The following is a 14,741-nucleotide window of genomic DNA, read 5'->3' as shown; positions in this document are numbered from 1 at the left end:
CGCTAACGGCGTTAAAAATTTTTTATTTAGAACAACTAAATAAAAAATTTTTGCCTCGCCTATATGGACATAGGTGCCTCAGCGATAGCAGGACGCGTGAGCGGTGTTATCGACCCTATTTTCTCGCCTCAAAATAGAACACTTAATTAAGCAAATTGGTATAAAAGTCCATTACAGTTGCGGGGACAGCTGAGGGTTTACACCTCATTCCCAATGACTGCCAATACAATACGATTCTAGATTTAACGCCTATTATGAAGTCCAGACGTCTAAAACACAACTTTCGGCCAGGCACGACCGGTGTCATCATAGAAGACAGTTACTTTAATCACTTTGGCATAGCCTATCTCCAGCCGAGATAAATGCGTATCAAAGCCCTCAGGCAAGCCTAACCAGGTTGCCAGCAATTGTTTAATCACGCCCGCATGGGTGACAATGGCGGTGCTCTGGGGTGAGGGCGTTGTTATGAACTGCTGCCACCAGTCACTTAAGCGTAAGTGAAATGCTGACATCGGTTCACCATTTGGTGGCGTATGCTGCCACGGGCTCTGCCAGAAATCCCCTATACCGGGCGACTGCGTTGACTGCCAGAGCACCTCATAGCTTTGTCCATCCCAGTCGCCAAAATCCATTTCACTGAGCCTGGGGTCAATCTGTAATGGCAAACCGGCTGATTCACAAAACGCGCGCGCCACAGTCTGGCATCGCTGCAGCGGAGAACTAATTACCTGTGAAATGGCATCACAAGCCTGCAGTTGGGCATACACCTGCTCATTACCCGATACTCTTGCCGGCATATCTGTACGCCCAAGCAATCGACCGGTTTCAAGCGGCTCACCATGGCGAATAACATACAAGGTTTGTTGCATTGGGTTAGCGCTCTATTATTCGGGGCCTGAAACGCAAAAACGCAAGCCTGAGCTTGCGTTTTTGGTGAAAGCAGCGGATTAAAGAATCTGATTCTCTTTCCACATTTGCTCTTTCTTAAGACGCTTCTTACGTTTGTCGCACGGGTCGTCACAATCACAGATCTTGTCGATGCCCATGGAGCCCAGTCCACCACAACTACTGGCCATTGATTTCTTCTGTACTATAACGCCTACCGCCATTGCAACGGCGATCAACAACAGCAATCCGAAGGTAAGTAAAAATAGTGACATCTCAGGCCCCTTTTGCATATTCATCCACAGGTGTGGATGTGTGACGGTGAATTGTGCTCATTATATAACTAAACGCGCTTAAGTTGAAACGTTCGCGACACAGATCCGCTTATAAATAAGGCTTGAATGCACTGCTGGCATACACCTTCAGACCATCATCACTTTTACTGATCAAGTAGACCGCTAAGTCGTGTAGCTCGGCGTAGGCTCTGGCGCGTTCAGTCCCCATCACGGTTAGCGCTGTCGCGAGTCCATCGGCTGTCATCGCAGAAGGGTGTAATACCGTCACAGACACCAGATCGTGTTTGACAGGTTTACCCGTACCCGGATCGATCAGGTGGGTAAAGGTCTCACCATCCATTTCATAAAAAATACGATAATCGCCTGACGTCGCCACACTGTTCTTACCCGGCTCAATCACTTTGTGAATTTGTCTTTGTCCAACCGGTGCATCCGGCTTCTCAATAGCGATGCGCCAGGGCTCATCACCCGGCTTAGTACCCGATAATCTCAGCTCACCCCCAATTTCCACCATATAGTTAGTGATACCGTGAGACTCGATGAGTTCGGCCACTTTGTCTATGCCATAGCCCTTTGCGGTTGCTGAAAAAGACAGCTCCAGGTGGTCCAGAGTTTTTGCCAGGCCCGCATCGGTTAAAATGAGCTTATCCAGTCCAATTTCCTCACGCATTTGCGCCAGTTGTTGATCAGAAGGTCGCTTGGTTGGGCGTTTGTCCGGGCCAAATCCCCATAAATCAATGAGCGGCCCCATGGTGACATCCAGAGTTTCTGTAGACTGACCCAGACGAATGGACTCAGCCACCACTTTTCTGAAGTCCTCACTGATCGGCATGACCTGGTTAGCAGCCAGACGGTTAAACTGGTTGATTTCAGAATCCGGTATATAGGTCGACATAGACTGGTTCACCGCTTTCAGTGCCGCCTCTACCTCTGTATGTAACTGCGCTTCTGTCAGTGTGGTGTTCTCTGCAAACGCTTTGATGTTGTAGGTTGTGCCCATTGTACTACCTTGTAGCACAATAGGTTCTGCTGGTTTATTTGCCTGGCCACATGCCACAAGCAGCATACTTAGTAAGAAAATGAAACAGAACTGGCTCTGTCTTAACATCAGTGTCATCCCTTGGAATTCAATTGCCAGTAACCCCCGCCTGGTGCGGAGCATTACCCATAAAAAAAGCCCCTCAGCAAAACTGCTAAGGGGCTTCTATTTTATCTTAAAAACCACTTTAAGATCATTTGTATTTCAGCTTAACCACCGAAGTCATCAAGCAGGATGTTTTCATCTTCAACACCCAGGTCTTTCAGCATGTTGATAACCGCCGCGTTCATCATCGGTGGTCCACACATATAGAATTCACAGTCTTCTGGTGCTTCATGATCTTTCAGGTAGTTTTCATAAAGTACGTTGTGTATGAAGCCTGTGTAGCCTTCCCAGTTGTCCTCTGGCTGAGGATCAGAAAGTGCAACATGCCACTCAAAGTTGTCATTCTCTGCTGCCAGTCCATCGAAATCTTCTACATAGAACATTTCACGCTTAGAACGTGCACCGTACCAGAAAGACATCTTACGATCAGAGTTAAGACGCTTAAGCTGGTCGAAAATGTGTGAACGCATTGGCGCCATACCCGCACCACCACCAACGAAGACCATTTCTGCATCAGTGTCTTTCGCGAAGAATTCACCGAATGGACCAGAAATCGTGACTTTGTCGCCTTCTTTCAGTGACCAGATGTACGATGACATCTTACCACAAGGCAGGCTCAGGTTATTAGGCGGCGGAGTTGCGATACGTACGTTCAGCATGATGATGCCGTACTCTTCCGGGTAGTTCGCCATTGAGTATGCACGGATCGTTTCTTCGTCTACTTTAGACTCCAGGTTGAAGAAGCCAAAACGCTCCCAGTCTGGACGATACTCTTCAGGAATATCAAAGTCTGCGTATTTAACATGGTGTGCAGGCGCTTCAATCTGGATATAACCACCCGCGCGGAAAGGTACAACCTCACCGTCAGGAATAGCCAGTTTAAGCTCTTTGATGAAGGTTGCTTTGTTATCGTTAGAGATAACAGTACATTCCCACTTCTTCACACCGAAGATTGAATCTTCAACTTCAATCTCCATGTCTGTTTTAACAGCAACCTGACACGCCAGACGACAGCCTTCACGGGCTTCACCTTTAGTGATGTGATCAAGTTCAGTTGGCAAAATGTCACCACCACCAGAGTGAACGTGGACGCGACACTGACCGCATGAACCACCACCACCACAGGCAGATGAAATGAAGATGCCAGCATCAGCCAGTGCGCCTAACAGCTTACCGCCTGGTGCAGATTTAATTGCTTTTTCAGGATCGCCATTAATGCCGATCATGATGTCACCGCTAGGTACCAGCTTAGATTTCGCTGCAATGATGATAAGTACCAACACCACAACGATAGCGATGAACATACTTACACCTAATACAATAGTTTCCATCGTATAGTTTCCTCGCTACCTTAAAGTGAAATACCAGAGAATGACAGGAAGCCAAAGCCCATCAGACCTACAGTGATAAAGGTAATACCCAGACCACGTAGACCATCAGGAATATCAGCATACTTCATTTTCTCGCGAAGACCTGCTAGCAATACGATAGCAAGCGCCCAGCCCACACCAGAACCTAAGCCAAAGACCACTGACTCACCAAAGTTCAGGTTACGCTCAACCATGAAGGATACCGCACCAAAGATCGCACAGTTAACTGTGATCAAAGGCAGGAAGATACCCAGAGCGTTATAAAGTGCCGGGAAGAACTTGTCCAGCGTCATTTCAAGGATCTGTACAAGTGCCGCGATTACACCGATGAATGTCAGGAACTTCAGGAAGCTTAAGTCAGCTTCTGGAAAACCTAACCACTCAAGTGCGCCCGGTGCCAGGATAGCGTGATAAACCACGTTGTTTACTGGTACAGCAACGCCCAGTACGAAGATTACCGCAACACCCAGACCGAATGAGGTAGTTACTTTCTTAGATACCGCCAGGAAAGTACACATCCCCAGGAAGAAAGATAGCGCTAAGTTTTCAACGAAAACCGCTTTTACAAATAAACTAAGATAATGTTCCATCTCTCTCCCCTTATGCCTTAGCTTCTACTTGGTCTTTCTTCCAGGTACGTAGTGCCCAGATGAATGCACCTACCAGGAAGAACGAGCTAAATGGCATAACCAACAGACCCATAGGCTGGTACCAACCGCCGTTAGAGATCAGTGGCAGTATTTCAACACCGAACAGTGCACCAGCACCGAACAGCTCACGTACAAAGCCAATCGCGATCAGGACAACTGAGTAACCAAGACCGTTACCGATACCATCCAGGAATGACATCAGAGGTGGCGACTTCATTGCGTAGGCTTCTGCACGACCCATTACGATACAGTTAGTAATGATCAGACCAACGAATACCGTCAGTTCTTTTGCCGTGGCATACACAAATGCCTGAAGTACCTGGTCAACAACGATAACCAGAGACGCGATGATGGTCATCTGAACGATGATCCGCACACTTGACGGAATGTGGTTACGGATCATAGAGATGAACAAGCTTGAGAACGCAGTTACCACAGTCAATGCAATTGACATGATCAGTGCGTTTTTCAGGCTTGATGTTACTGCCAGCGCAGAACAGATACCCAGTACTTGCAGTGCAATTGGGTTATTTGCGAAGACGGGTCCAAACAGGACTTGCTTCATTTCTTTTGAGTTTGCCATTAGTTCAATGCCCCTTCACGTACTTTCGCAAGGAATGGACCAAACGCATCGTCGCCTGTCCAGAACTTAAATGTATTTTCAACACCGTTAGACGTTAACGTTGCACCAGACAGACCATCTACTTTATGCACATCGTTACCTGCGGTGCCTTTCACTACGTCGATTGGTAGCTTTTTGCCTTCCCAGGTTGCAGTCCACTTAGGATTCTGGATTTCACCACCCAGACCCGCAGTTTCAGTGTGCTGGTAGAATTTGATTGCCTGAATGGTTTCACCATCCAAATCCAATGCTACGAAGCCGTACATGATACCCCAAAGACCATAACCCTGAATTGGCAGGATCACAGACTCATATTTACCGTTGCTGTTCTTTGCAAGGTAAACCGGAGACTCAGTCGTCATACGCTGAATGCCTGCAACGTCTTCCTCTTTAGGAAGTGCCACACTGCGCTCTGCATCGAACTTAGTCATTGTGAAATCGAATGAGTTAGGATCTGTGTCTACAAACTCACCGGTGTTCATGTCTACAACGCGTGCATCGATCACTTGGTTGTAGGTTTCTGACACGTTTTCAACGTTCTCAACACCAGCAGCTGCCAAAATGTTGCGCTGCACGTCTTCGATTTTGTTTGCCTGCTGTAGTGGGCGAAGCTGTACTGCCGCAAACGATACGACAACCGCACACACTAAACATAGGCCAACAACAACGCCTAGCGTTTTGCCGATAGATTCATTGTTACTAGACACGTGCTAATCTCCTCTTCACATTTGACTGCACAACCATGTGGTCGAAAAGTGGTGCGAACAGGTTTGCGAATAGAATTGCCAACATCATACCTTCTGGGTATGCCGGGTTAACAACACGGATAAGCACAACCATTACACCAATCAATGCACCATATGCCCACTTACCTTTGTCTGTGAAAGACGCCGATACCGGGTCGGTTGCCATGAAGAACATACCGAATGCAAAACCACCCAGTACCAAGTGCCAGTGCCAAGGCATAGCAAATACTGTGTTAGTGTCTGAGCCGATCATGTTCAGCAGCATAGACATCACAACCATACCCAGGAAAGTACCCAAGACGATGCGCCACGATGCGATGCGAACATAAATCAGGAACAAACCACCAATCATGATAGCCAGTGTCGAGGTTTCACCTACTGAACCTTGAATAAAGCCGTAGAAGGCGTTCCACCACAGTACCATGTTGTCATAATCAAGCGCGCCTGTTGCAGCCTGACCCAGGTAAGTTGCACCTGAGAAAGAGTCTACCGCGGTCCACACGGTGTCACCTGAGATGTCACCTGGGTATGCGAAGAACAGGAATGCACGACCAGCCAGTGCCGGGTTCAGGAAGTTACGGCCTGTACCACCGAATACTTCTTTAGCCACTACCACACCGAAGGTGATACCCAACGCAACTTGCCACAGCGGGATTGTTGCAGGCAGGATCAGGGCAAACAGTACTGATGTTACGAAGAAACCTTCATTTACTTCGTGCTTACGCACTGAAGCAAACAACACTTCCCAGAAACCACCCACAACAAATACAGTCGCATAGATAGGCAGGAAGAAACAGGCCCCGTAGAACATCTTCGCGCCCCAGCCAGAGTCGGCCGTAAGCTCACCGCCAAACAGCTGGAAAAGTGCCGCCTGCCAAGTGTTTGCAATTTCAAAACCATTGCCCAGCGCGATAGCTGCCTGGTGACCAATGTTGAACATACCAAAGAACATAGCTGGGAATGTCGCCATCCAAACTAAGATCATGATACGTTTCAGGTCGATATTATCACGTACGTGAGTGCCGCCTTTGTTGACATAACCTGGCGTGTAGAAAACAGTTGCAACTGCTTCGTACAGGGCATACCACTTTTCGTGTTTACCGCCAGGTTCAAAGTGAGGTTCAATGTCTTCTAAAAATTTCTTTAAGGCCATTTTAACCTTCCTTCTCGATTGTAGTCAGGCAATCACGTAAGATTGATCCATAGTCGTATTTGCCCGGACAAACGAAGGTACACAACGCCAGATCTTCTTCATCCAGCTCTAGCGCACCCAGTGAAATCGCGCTGTCCAGATCACCAGAGATCAAGTCACGCAACAACAGAGTTGGCAGGATATCAAGCGGCATTACACGCTCATAGTTACCAATTGGTACCATCGCACGCTTTGAGCCACCCGTAGAGGTGGTCATCTTGAACAGACGACTTGGCGCAAAGTGGGAGATGAAAGTACGAGTTACAGAGAACTTATTGCTACCCGGTGCGATCCAGCCAAACAGCTCTTTTTCGCGACCTTCAGACAGCACAGAAACCTGTACATGATAACGACCCAGGTAAGCATGAGGACCAGCGGCTGTTTTACCAGCTAACACAGAGCCAGAAATGACCCGGTTTTCACCATCTTCAAGTTCACCTGCAACTAAATCGGTTAACGACGCACCAACTTGAGTTTTAACAAGACGCGGGTTCTTCACACTCGGACCGGCCAAAGCAACAACACGATCTGAGTAGACTTCACCGCTTAGGAATAGCTTACCAAAAGCAATCACGTCCTGGTAACCCAGGTGCCATACTTGCTTGTTAGCGCCAACAGCATCGAGATTGTGGATGTGTGTACCAACCAGACCTGCAGGGTGAACACCCGCAAACTCATGTACTTCTACCTGAGAAAGCGAAGAGCTCGGCACCTTGCTGCCAGCTTGCTTACAAACAAACACTTTGCCGTCAGTCAGACGCGAAACCACAGCCAGACCAGCTTCAAACGCTTCCACGTTATCGGCGATCACAACAGCGGGATCCGCAGCTAGAGGGTTAGTGTCAATTGCGGTAACAAAGATCGAGCTTGGCGACGCGCTAGGTACTGCTACACGGCTGAAAGGACGTGCACGCAACGCTGGCCATTGACCCGATTCGATCAGCACTTCTTTCACTTTTTCGCGATCCAGGTTGCCGAGTTCAGCAGCCGGGAACTTATCAAAAGTGATTTGCTCATCGCCCTGTACTTCAATCACAACGGACTGAAGAACACGCTTGGCTCCACGGTTAATTTCTTTAACTACACCAGAGGCTGGCGCAGTAAACTTGACGCCAGGATTCTTTTTGTCTTCAAAAAGAACTTGGCCTTTCTTGACTTGGTCATCCACACGGACTCGCATGGTTGGACGCATACCAATAAACTCTTCACCCAACACAGCTACTCGTTTGACGGCAGAACCATCATGAATAACTTGCTGTGGCGCGCCCTCTATGGGTAAGTCCAGACCTTTTTTTATGTTGATCATACGCACTTGCATTACATTAACGGAAAGAAATTGAAAAATCTTTACTTACCACGGCACTATTCTCTAAGTTGTATTGGATTCAAAGAGCTGGCACAACATACACAAAGTCGGGCCAACCTGTCCGCAACCGCAAACGAGCACCGTGGTATATAGTCCTTACATATTTCCGCAATTTTAACATTAATCGTACTGACTATGCGAGTGGAAATATGAAAATAATACGACTTAACAATGGATTTAGTTCATCGGACGATACTGCAAGAAATTAAATATAGACCAAAGTGGTATTGATGAAAAATAGACAGGTATTCTGGGTGGGCGTTTATCTGTGGCGCAAATCTGAGGAACGGGCGAAATCAGCGATTCCGCCCGCTTGACGGCTAGATTAGGTGATTAATCTCAACCACCGAATCGACGTCTGCGTCATAGTCGACAGACTCAATGCCGAAGCCAAACAGCTTCAGGAATTCATTGTGATAACCGACGTAATCCGTCAGCTCGTCGATGCTGTCGGTGTCTACTTTATCCCAAATCACTTTGATGCGTGCCTGTACACCGTCTTCCAGCTCTTTATAGTTCTGGAACAGGTGACCACCATCATCAAAACGCGGAGTCTCGCCGTACAGGTTTTCGCTAAACAGACCATGGATCTGCTCGATAGTCCCTTCGTAAGTACCATCTTCTTTGGTGACCCGGAACAGCGTAGAGATGTACAACGGCATAATAGGAATAGCCGAGCTCGCCTGAGTTACCACAGCATTTAATGACGCCACGTAAGCTTCACCATTTAGCGCTTTGGTTGAGGCTTTGATAGCGTCAGCCGCGCGATCCAAGTCTTCTTTGGCTTTACCTATGGTCGCATGACCGTAAATAGGCCAGGTCAGCTCTTTACCAATGTAAGTGTAAGCCGACGTTTTGAAGCCTTCCGCCAGTACATCCGCCTCTTTCAGCGCTTCCAGCCACAGCTCCCAATCTTCACCGCCCATCACTTTCACTGTGTTGGCGATTTCTTCCTCATTAGCCGCTTCTACGGTCACTTCGTCGATGATCCGCTTTGAGGTATTGAGGTTTTTAGTTGTGATTGTCTGGCCAATAGGCTTAAGGACCGATGAAAAGGTCTCGCCCGACTTAGGGTCGGTACGGCGCGGTGATGCCAGGCTGTAGATGATCAAGTCCACTTTGCCCATTTCGGCTTTGATGGTTTCAACCGCTTTGGCTTTTAATTCATCGGAGAAGGCATCGCCGTTAATGTTCTTGGACCACAGGCCTGCTTCATCAGCAGCTTGCTGAAATGCCGCTGTGTTATACCAGCCAGCTGAGCCCGTTTTTTTCTCTGTGCCTTCCTTTTCAAAGAAGATACCCAGCGTTTTTGCGCCAGCACCAAATGCAGCGGTGATACGAGAAGCCAGGCCGTAACCGGTTGACGCACCGATCACCAGGACATTTTTAGGACCATTGTTGATTGGGCCCTGAGCCTTAACATAAGCAATTTGTTCTTTTACGTGCTCAGCACAGCCCACCGGATGGGCGTTAGTACAGATAAAACCACGGATCTTAGGTTTGATGACCATGTCTATTCCTACATATTCTGTATTATGAAAACCGCGTTAGTTTAAATGCAGATCCTGAAAACACAGGTCTGATCACTCGCTGTCGAATTTTGAACCGCCCAGGCAGCTCGGTGAATCAGGGACTTCGCCATGCTGATCAGCATATTCTTCCGGTGTATAAGTGTGGATGGCCAGCGCATGAATGTGATTAGCCAGCTCCTCCTTTAATACCTCGTTGATCAGACGGTGGCGCTGTAACAGGCGTTGCCCGGCAAACTTATCGCTGACGACAATCACTTTAAAATGCGACTCGTTACCCCGGCTGTGCATATGACTTTCGTTGATAACGTTGAGATGTTTGCACGCGATAGCGTCGGCAAGTTTGCTGTAGATTTGTTGTTGCATTGACATAACTCACTCCCGATACGGAGAAAATTTAGCGCATACTATACGCACTTATGCGCCATTAACCAACTGTTCTGAAGGTCAGGTTAATTCGCCCTTGGGTGACGCGCGCTTGTTTGGGCAATGCATGCTGATAGTCTTGCTGGCTGCGTCCGGTCATCAGTAAGCCACTGCCCGTCGGCAGCGGCAAAGTCAGGGTTTCCTGACTCTGCTTGTGGCGAATTTTAAAATGCCGCGTAGCGCCCAGCGATAAAGAAAAGATTGTCGGACAGGCACCCAGCTCTGCTTCGTCATCGCTGTGCCAGCCCATGCTGTCCTGGCCATCCCGATACCAGTTGATCAGCAGCGCATTAAAATCCTGACCAAACTGGCGCTTCAGGCGCGCGCGCATTGCGCTCAGAACCGGTGGCCAAGGCGTGTTTTCAAGTTGAGTGCCCGAGTAACCATAAGAAACTGACTTATCGGCCACAAAACACTGCAATCTGGGGATTGGCGTAGTACGGCCAAACAAGGTGATATCAGGTTGCTGCCAAGTCAGAGTAGACGCCAAATGCGCATACAGGGCCAAGCTTTTTTCAAAGCTCAGACACTCGGGCAGATACTCAAAACCCGGGGGCAAACATTCTTTGTTCAGTCTCGACATGCTATATTACGCGTTCTGTTAGTTTTGCTGTTCTTTGCTTCTGTGCAAGATAATGGCACCAACCATGAGTGAGATTCGCCCCATCATGATCACCGACGCTGTACTGGCCGGCACGGCTCTGACCCTGCATCGTTTTCCTCTCGAGCAAAAAAACCGCAGTCTGCAAGCCTGGGATGCAGCCGACGAATACCTGCTGGAACATATTACCACAGCTTACCCGGACGCTCGCGATATTCTGATCCTCAATGATGCCTTTGGCGCTCTGAGTTGTACGCTGGCAGCCAAGTTGCAAGATCACGTACAGTGGCAGCTCACACAGGTAAGCGATTCATTTGTGGCCCAGCAGGCAACCTGTCATAACCTCGCTGAAAACCAACTCGACTGGGTGCTGGACGACGGGAATCTCACGCAGCAAGATAGCCTGGCAACCTTGCCAGTGCAGTGCGATCTGATCTTAATTAAGGTGCCTAAAAATGCCGGACTGCTGCAACATCAATTGTCTCAGCTCAGCCATCTGGCTGCGGATATTCCCGTCGTAGCCGCAGGCAAAGCCAAAGAGATCCATACCTCAACTTTAAAAAGTTTTAGTCACTTTTTGCAAGAGCCGACCACCAGCCTGGCAGTGAAGAAATCCAGACTGATTTTCTGCGCAACCACAGGTAAGCCGGTTGCAGACAAGTTCCCGGTCAGCTGGGCACTGGAAAACTCATCCTTCACCATTTATAACCATGCCAATGTATTTTCCCGGGACTCTCTGGATATCGGCGCACGCTTTTTTATGAATTATCTGCCAGCGGGTAAGAAACCATTGCGGGTAATCGATTTGGGCTGTGGTAACGGCGTGATTGGGTTACAAACGCTGGCGCGCATGCCGAACGCTCAGGTGACCTTTGTGGATGAATCTGCCATGGCTGTGGCCAGCGCCAAAGAGAATGTCAGCAGTAATTTGCCAGACAGACTGGGCGACTGCCAGTTTGTGCAAAATGATTGCCTCAGCGACTTTGCCCCTAACTCTGCCGATTTAGTGTTGTGCAATCCGCCGTTTCATCAGGCACAGGCAATCACCGATCACATCGCCTGGCAAATGTTCCTGCAAGCAAAACATACCCTGAGAAATGGCGGAGAGCTCAGGATCATTGGCAATCGTCATCTTGATTACCTTGATAAGTTGCAGCGCCTGTTCGGGAATTGTAAGGTGATAGGCAATAATAAAAAGTTTACGGTACTCAGTTCTATTAAAAGGAGCTAATCATGCGTTTAGCATTTTCTGCCACCCTCTTTGGTGCAGCAATCACACTACTGGCCGGATGTAGCAGTGCCCCTAAATCTGTGATCCTCAATCCCAGTTATCAGGGCGGTAATATCAGCCAGCTATCCAATACAATGGCAATTAAAGTTGTCGACAACCGTACCACTAAATTTACCATTAAAGTGCTGGATCAAGAACCCGCTGTTTATCTGCCCAATGCCGATTTGCCAGTCACTTTAACCAAGCTGCTTTCTCAGGCTCTGGAAGCCAACGGCGTGACACTGGCACAACACAGTGACATTCAGTTGACACTGCGTATTCGTACCTTTGTCGCCAAGGTTGATGAATCTCTCAGTCGTCACGAAAGTACGGCAAATGCGGATTTTGTTGTCGAAGTAGTCAAAGGGCAGCGAACCTTTTCAAAATCCTTCAATGGTGAGGCGCAATTCAGCAAACCACTGAAACATGACCAGTCTCAGGTTGAGGGACAATTGAACCGACTCGCTGAGCAGGTGATCACCCGCATGCTGTCAGACAAAGAATTGATCGACTTTTTGCAACAATAAAAAGGCTAAGCTATGCTTCGTACCCTTATTATGTTCACGCTGATCCTGATCAGCAGTTTCTCTTTTGCGAACAATAAAGAAGGACGCTTTGTCCAAAAAGACAACCTGTTCCCTAAAGTTCAGCTCAACACCTCGATGGGCAAAATCATCGTCGAGCTGGACCGCTCACGTGCCCCCATTACAGTCAATAATTTTCTCACCTATGTGATCAATGATGACTACAAAGGATCGGTGTTTCATCGCGTTGAACGAGATGAAGCCAATGAACGGGATTTTGTGATCCAAGGTGGTGGCTACGACAAAGACTATGATGGCATGTTTGAACGCCCGGCTATTTTTAATGAAAGTGGCAATGGCCTGAAAAACAACATGTACACCATCGCCATGGCCTACCAGGATAACAAACCTCACTCAGGTACTCGGCAGTTTTTCTTTAATATGGATGACAACGATCACCTCAACCCCGGACGAGGCTGGGGCTTTGCCGTATTTGGCAGTGTCACAGATGGCTTCGAGACACTCGACAAAATCATGCAGGTTGAAACGGACTACAACAAAAAGCTCGGCTATACCTTTATCCCTAAAAAGCCCGTGATCATCCACAGCATTGAGATGCTGCCGGAAGAAACCTTCGAATAACCGTTTATCAGCTTGGCTCTGCTGCTCGGTGGGGCCAGGCTGTGTTGGAAAACACTATGCTCATTTCATCCAGCCTGCGTGACTACGTCAGCTACTATCGGGATAAACGCCTGCTCACCGTCTTTGCTTTTGGCGTTAGTCAGGGCTTTCCCTGGGTCTTAATCGGCTCAGTCATGTCTGCCTGGCTTAAAGACGAAGGCCTGAGCCGCAGCATGATAGGCTTGTTTGGCATAGTGTTTAGCGCCTACACCATTAACTTTTTATGGTCTCCGTTGCTGGACCGGGTGCGTCTGCCCTTGCTTACTCAGTGGCTGGGCCAGCGGCGCAGCTGGATTGCAGCGGGACAACTGATTGTTGCTTTGTCTGCACTGGCCTTAAGCCAGGTCGATCTTAAGGCAGATCTTTATCAGGCTGCATTATTGTGTTTTATTATTGCTCTGAGTGCGGCGACCCATGATATTGCCATAGACGCCTATCGGATCGATATTCTGCCGCCCGAGGAAAGCGAGAAGTCCACGGCCGCCGCCGCCATGGCTACCTCTGGTTGGTGGAGTGGCTACGCCCTGCTCGGTGCCATTCCGTTTTTTGCCGCCGATTTACCCGGCATCAACTGGCCCGAGATCTACGCCCTGCTGGCACTGATCATGCTGATGTTGTTTGGTATCACACTGGCCGCTCGAGAGCCCGTATCTCATCGTGAACACACCCAACAACAGCTGCAAGCGCAATATCAATCCAGACTTGCAGGGCTGGAGCACAGCAGGCTACAACGTATGCTAGCCTGGCTGGCAGTCACCCTGGTCGAGCCGTTTCGCAGCTTCTTTAACCGTAATGGCGTAAAGGCTGCCTTAGCCCTGCTGGCCTTTATCTTTTTGTTCAAAATCGGCGAAGCCTTCCTGGCCCGCATGTCCATCGTGTTTTATAAAGAGATCGGCTTTAGTAATAGCCAGATAGCTCAGTATTCTAAGCTCGGAACTGGCCTTATTACGATTATTTTTGCGTTTCTGGGCAGCATCTTTAATCACAAATATGGCATTGTAAAAGGCTTGTTTATCAGTGGGGTAGCTATGGCCGCGTCCAACCTGATGTTCTCCTGGATAGCGGTCGCGGGCCCCAAAGAACACTTGTATGCCCTTGCCATTGTTATTGACGGGTTTACTCAGGCCTGGTCTCTGGTCGCCATGGTGGCGTTTATTTCTATGTTGTGCGACCGCGCCTTTAGCGCGACGCATTACGCCTTGCTGGCGTCTCTTGGTAGCCTGGGCAGAACCGTGTTATCAAGCTACAGCGGCGTCGTGATTGATGACTGGCTAGGCGGAAACTGGGCGGTATTTTTCGCACTGACAGCGCTGATGGTGTTGCCTTCATTGATTTTCTTATATGCGATCCGTCATAAACTCTACGAGATAGAGCAAAACTATCACAATCAGGGGACGTCACAGCAGGAAAAATAATAAGTGTGTCTGGTCCATGTTAGA

Annotated in this window: 16 protein-coding genes and 1 riboswitch; of the genes, 4 read left to right on the top strand and 12 right to left on the bottom strand. The window is 48.5% G+C overall.

Annotated features, from left to right (window positions below; all coding sequences use genetic code 11):
* Positions 1-119: 119 nt before the first annotated feature.
* A riboswitch (cobalamin riboswitch) is annotated at positions 120-210 on the bottom strand.
* 59 nt (positions 211-269) lie between these two features.
* From C3B51_RS03105 to C3B51_RS03050, 12 genes are all read right to left on the bottom strand, one after another.
* The gene (locus tag C3B51_RS03105) at positions 270-869 is read right to left on the bottom strand and encodes a histidine phosphatase family protein (protein ID WP_130244122.1); all 600 of its coding nucleotides are present in this window, start codon (positions 867-869) and stop codon (positions 270-272) included.
* A gap of 78 nt (positions 870-947) precedes the next feature.
* Entirely contained in the window at positions 948-1,160 is a 213-nt protein-coding gene (gene nqrM, locus C3B51_RS03100) for a (Na+)-NQR maturation NqrM (RefSeq protein WP_046003082.1), read from the bottom strand.
* Between the two features lie 109 nt (positions 1,161-1,269).
* On the bottom strand, positions 1,270-2,298 hold the full coding sequence (locus tag C3B51_RS03095) for an FAD:protein FMN transferase (protein ID WP_130244121.1): 1,029 nt from the start codon (positions 2,296-2,298) through the stop codon (positions 1,270-1,272).
* Positions 2,299-2,429: 131 nt separating this feature from the next.
* Positions 2,430-3,656, bottom strand: a complete 1,227-nt coding sequence (gene nqrF / locus C3B51_RS03090) for an NADH:ubiquinone reductase (Na(+)-transporting) subunit F (RefSeq protein WP_130244120.1) — start codon at positions 3,654-3,656, stop codon at positions 2,430-2,432.
* A gap of 20 nt (positions 3,657-3,676) precedes the next feature.
* Positions 3,677-4,285: an NADH:ubiquinone reductase (Na(+)-transporting) subunit E gene (gene nqrE / locus C3B51_RS03085; protein WP_049864589.1), complete on the bottom strand. Its 609-nt coding sequence runs from the start codon at positions 4,283-4,285 to the stop codon at positions 3,677-3,679.
* A gap of 10 nt (positions 4,286-4,295) precedes the next feature.
* Positions 4,296-4,928, bottom strand: coding sequence for an NADH:ubiquinone reductase (Na(+)-transporting) subunit D (locus C3B51_RS03080; protein ID WP_054014604.1), 633 nt, complete (start codon positions 4,926-4,928; stop codon positions 4,296-4,298).
* Positions 4,928-5,674 (bottom strand): Na(+)-translocating NADH-quinone reductase subunit C, encoded by a 747-nt coding sequence (locus tag C3B51_RS03075; RefSeq protein ID WP_125716568.1) that lies wholly within the window; start codon positions 5,672-5,674, stop codon positions 4,928-4,930. Before C3B51_RS03075 ends, C3B51_RS03080 begins: the two co-directional genes overlap by 1 nt.
* A complete protein-coding gene (locus tag C3B51_RS03070; RefSeq protein WP_125716569.1) occupies positions 5,667-6,866 on the bottom strand; it encodes an NADH:ubiquinone reductase (Na(+)-transporting) subunit B in 1,200 nt (399 codons plus the stop codon). The genes C3B51_RS03075 and C3B51_RS03070 overlap by 8 nt, the downstream gene beginning before the upstream one ends.
* A 1-nt stretch (position 6,867) precedes the next feature.
* Positions 6,868-8,211, bottom strand: coding sequence for a Na(+)-translocating NADH-quinone reductase subunit A (locus C3B51_RS03065; protein ID WP_125716570.1), 1,344 nt, complete (start codon positions 8,209-8,211; stop codon positions 6,868-6,870).
* 380 nt (positions 8,212-8,591) lie between these two features.
* Positions 8,592-9,782 carry an enoyl-ACP reductase FabV gene (gene fabV, locus C3B51_RS03060; protein ID WP_125716571.1) on the bottom strand — a complete coding sequence of 397 codons (1,191 nt, stop codon included), beginning with the start codon at positions 9,780-9,782 and terminating at the stop codon, positions 8,592-8,594.
* Positions 9,783-9,854: 72 nt separating this feature from the next.
* Positions 9,855-10,172: a BolA family protein gene (locus C3B51_RS03055; RefSeq protein WP_130244119.1), complete on the bottom strand. Its 318-nt coding sequence runs from the start codon at positions 10,170-10,172 to the stop codon at positions 9,855-9,857.
* Between the two features lie 55 nt (positions 10,173-10,227).
* The gene (locus tag C3B51_RS03050) at positions 10,228-10,809 is read right to left on the bottom strand and encodes an alpha-ketoglutarate-dependent dioxygenase AlkB family protein (RefSeq protein WP_125778844.1); all 582 of its coding nucleotides are present in this window, start codon (positions 10,807-10,809) and stop codon (positions 10,228-10,230) included.
* Between the two features lie 85 nt (positions 10,810-10,894).
* Between C3B51_RS03050 and C3B51_RS03045 the strand changes: the two genes are divergently transcribed.
* Genes C3B51_RS03045 through C3B51_RS03030 form a run of 4 tightly spaced genes read left to right on the top strand, consistent with a single transcriptional unit; the run spans position 10,895 to position 14,717 of the window.
* Positions 10,895-12,058 carry a methyltransferase gene (locus C3B51_RS03045; protein WP_130244132.1) on the top strand — a complete coding sequence of 388 codons (1,164 nt, stop codon included), beginning with the start codon at positions 10,895-10,897 and terminating at the stop codon, positions 12,056-12,058.
* Between the two features lie 2 nt (positions 12,059-12,060).
* On the top strand, positions 12,061-12,624 hold the full coding sequence (locus tag C3B51_RS03040) for a YajG family lipoprotein (RefSeq protein ID WP_130244118.1): 564 nt from the start codon (positions 12,061-12,063) through the stop codon (positions 12,622-12,624).
* Between the two features lie 30 nt (positions 12,625-12,654).
* Positions 12,655-13,263: a peptidylprolyl isomerase gene (locus C3B51_RS03035; protein WP_130244131.1), complete on the top strand. Its 609-nt coding sequence runs from the start codon at positions 12,655-12,657 to the stop codon at positions 13,261-13,263.
* 56 nt (positions 13,264-13,319) lie between these two features.
* A complete protein-coding gene (locus C3B51_RS03030; protein WP_130244130.1) occupies positions 13,320-14,717 on the top strand; it encodes an AmpG family muropeptide MFS transporter in 1,398 nt (465 codons plus the stop codon).
* Positions 14,718-14,741: the final 24 nt, after the last annotated feature.

The sequence above is a fragment of the Pseudoalteromonas rubra genome (genome assembly GCF_004212645.1).
In the GTDB taxonomy this organism is placed as follows: Bacteria; Pseudomonadota; Gammaproteobacteria; order Enterobacterales; family Alteromonadaceae; genus Pseudoalteromonas; species Pseudoalteromonas rubra_G.
Note: the sequence above shows the minus strand (reverse complement) of the source record. Positions and strands in the feature narration are given on the sequence as shown.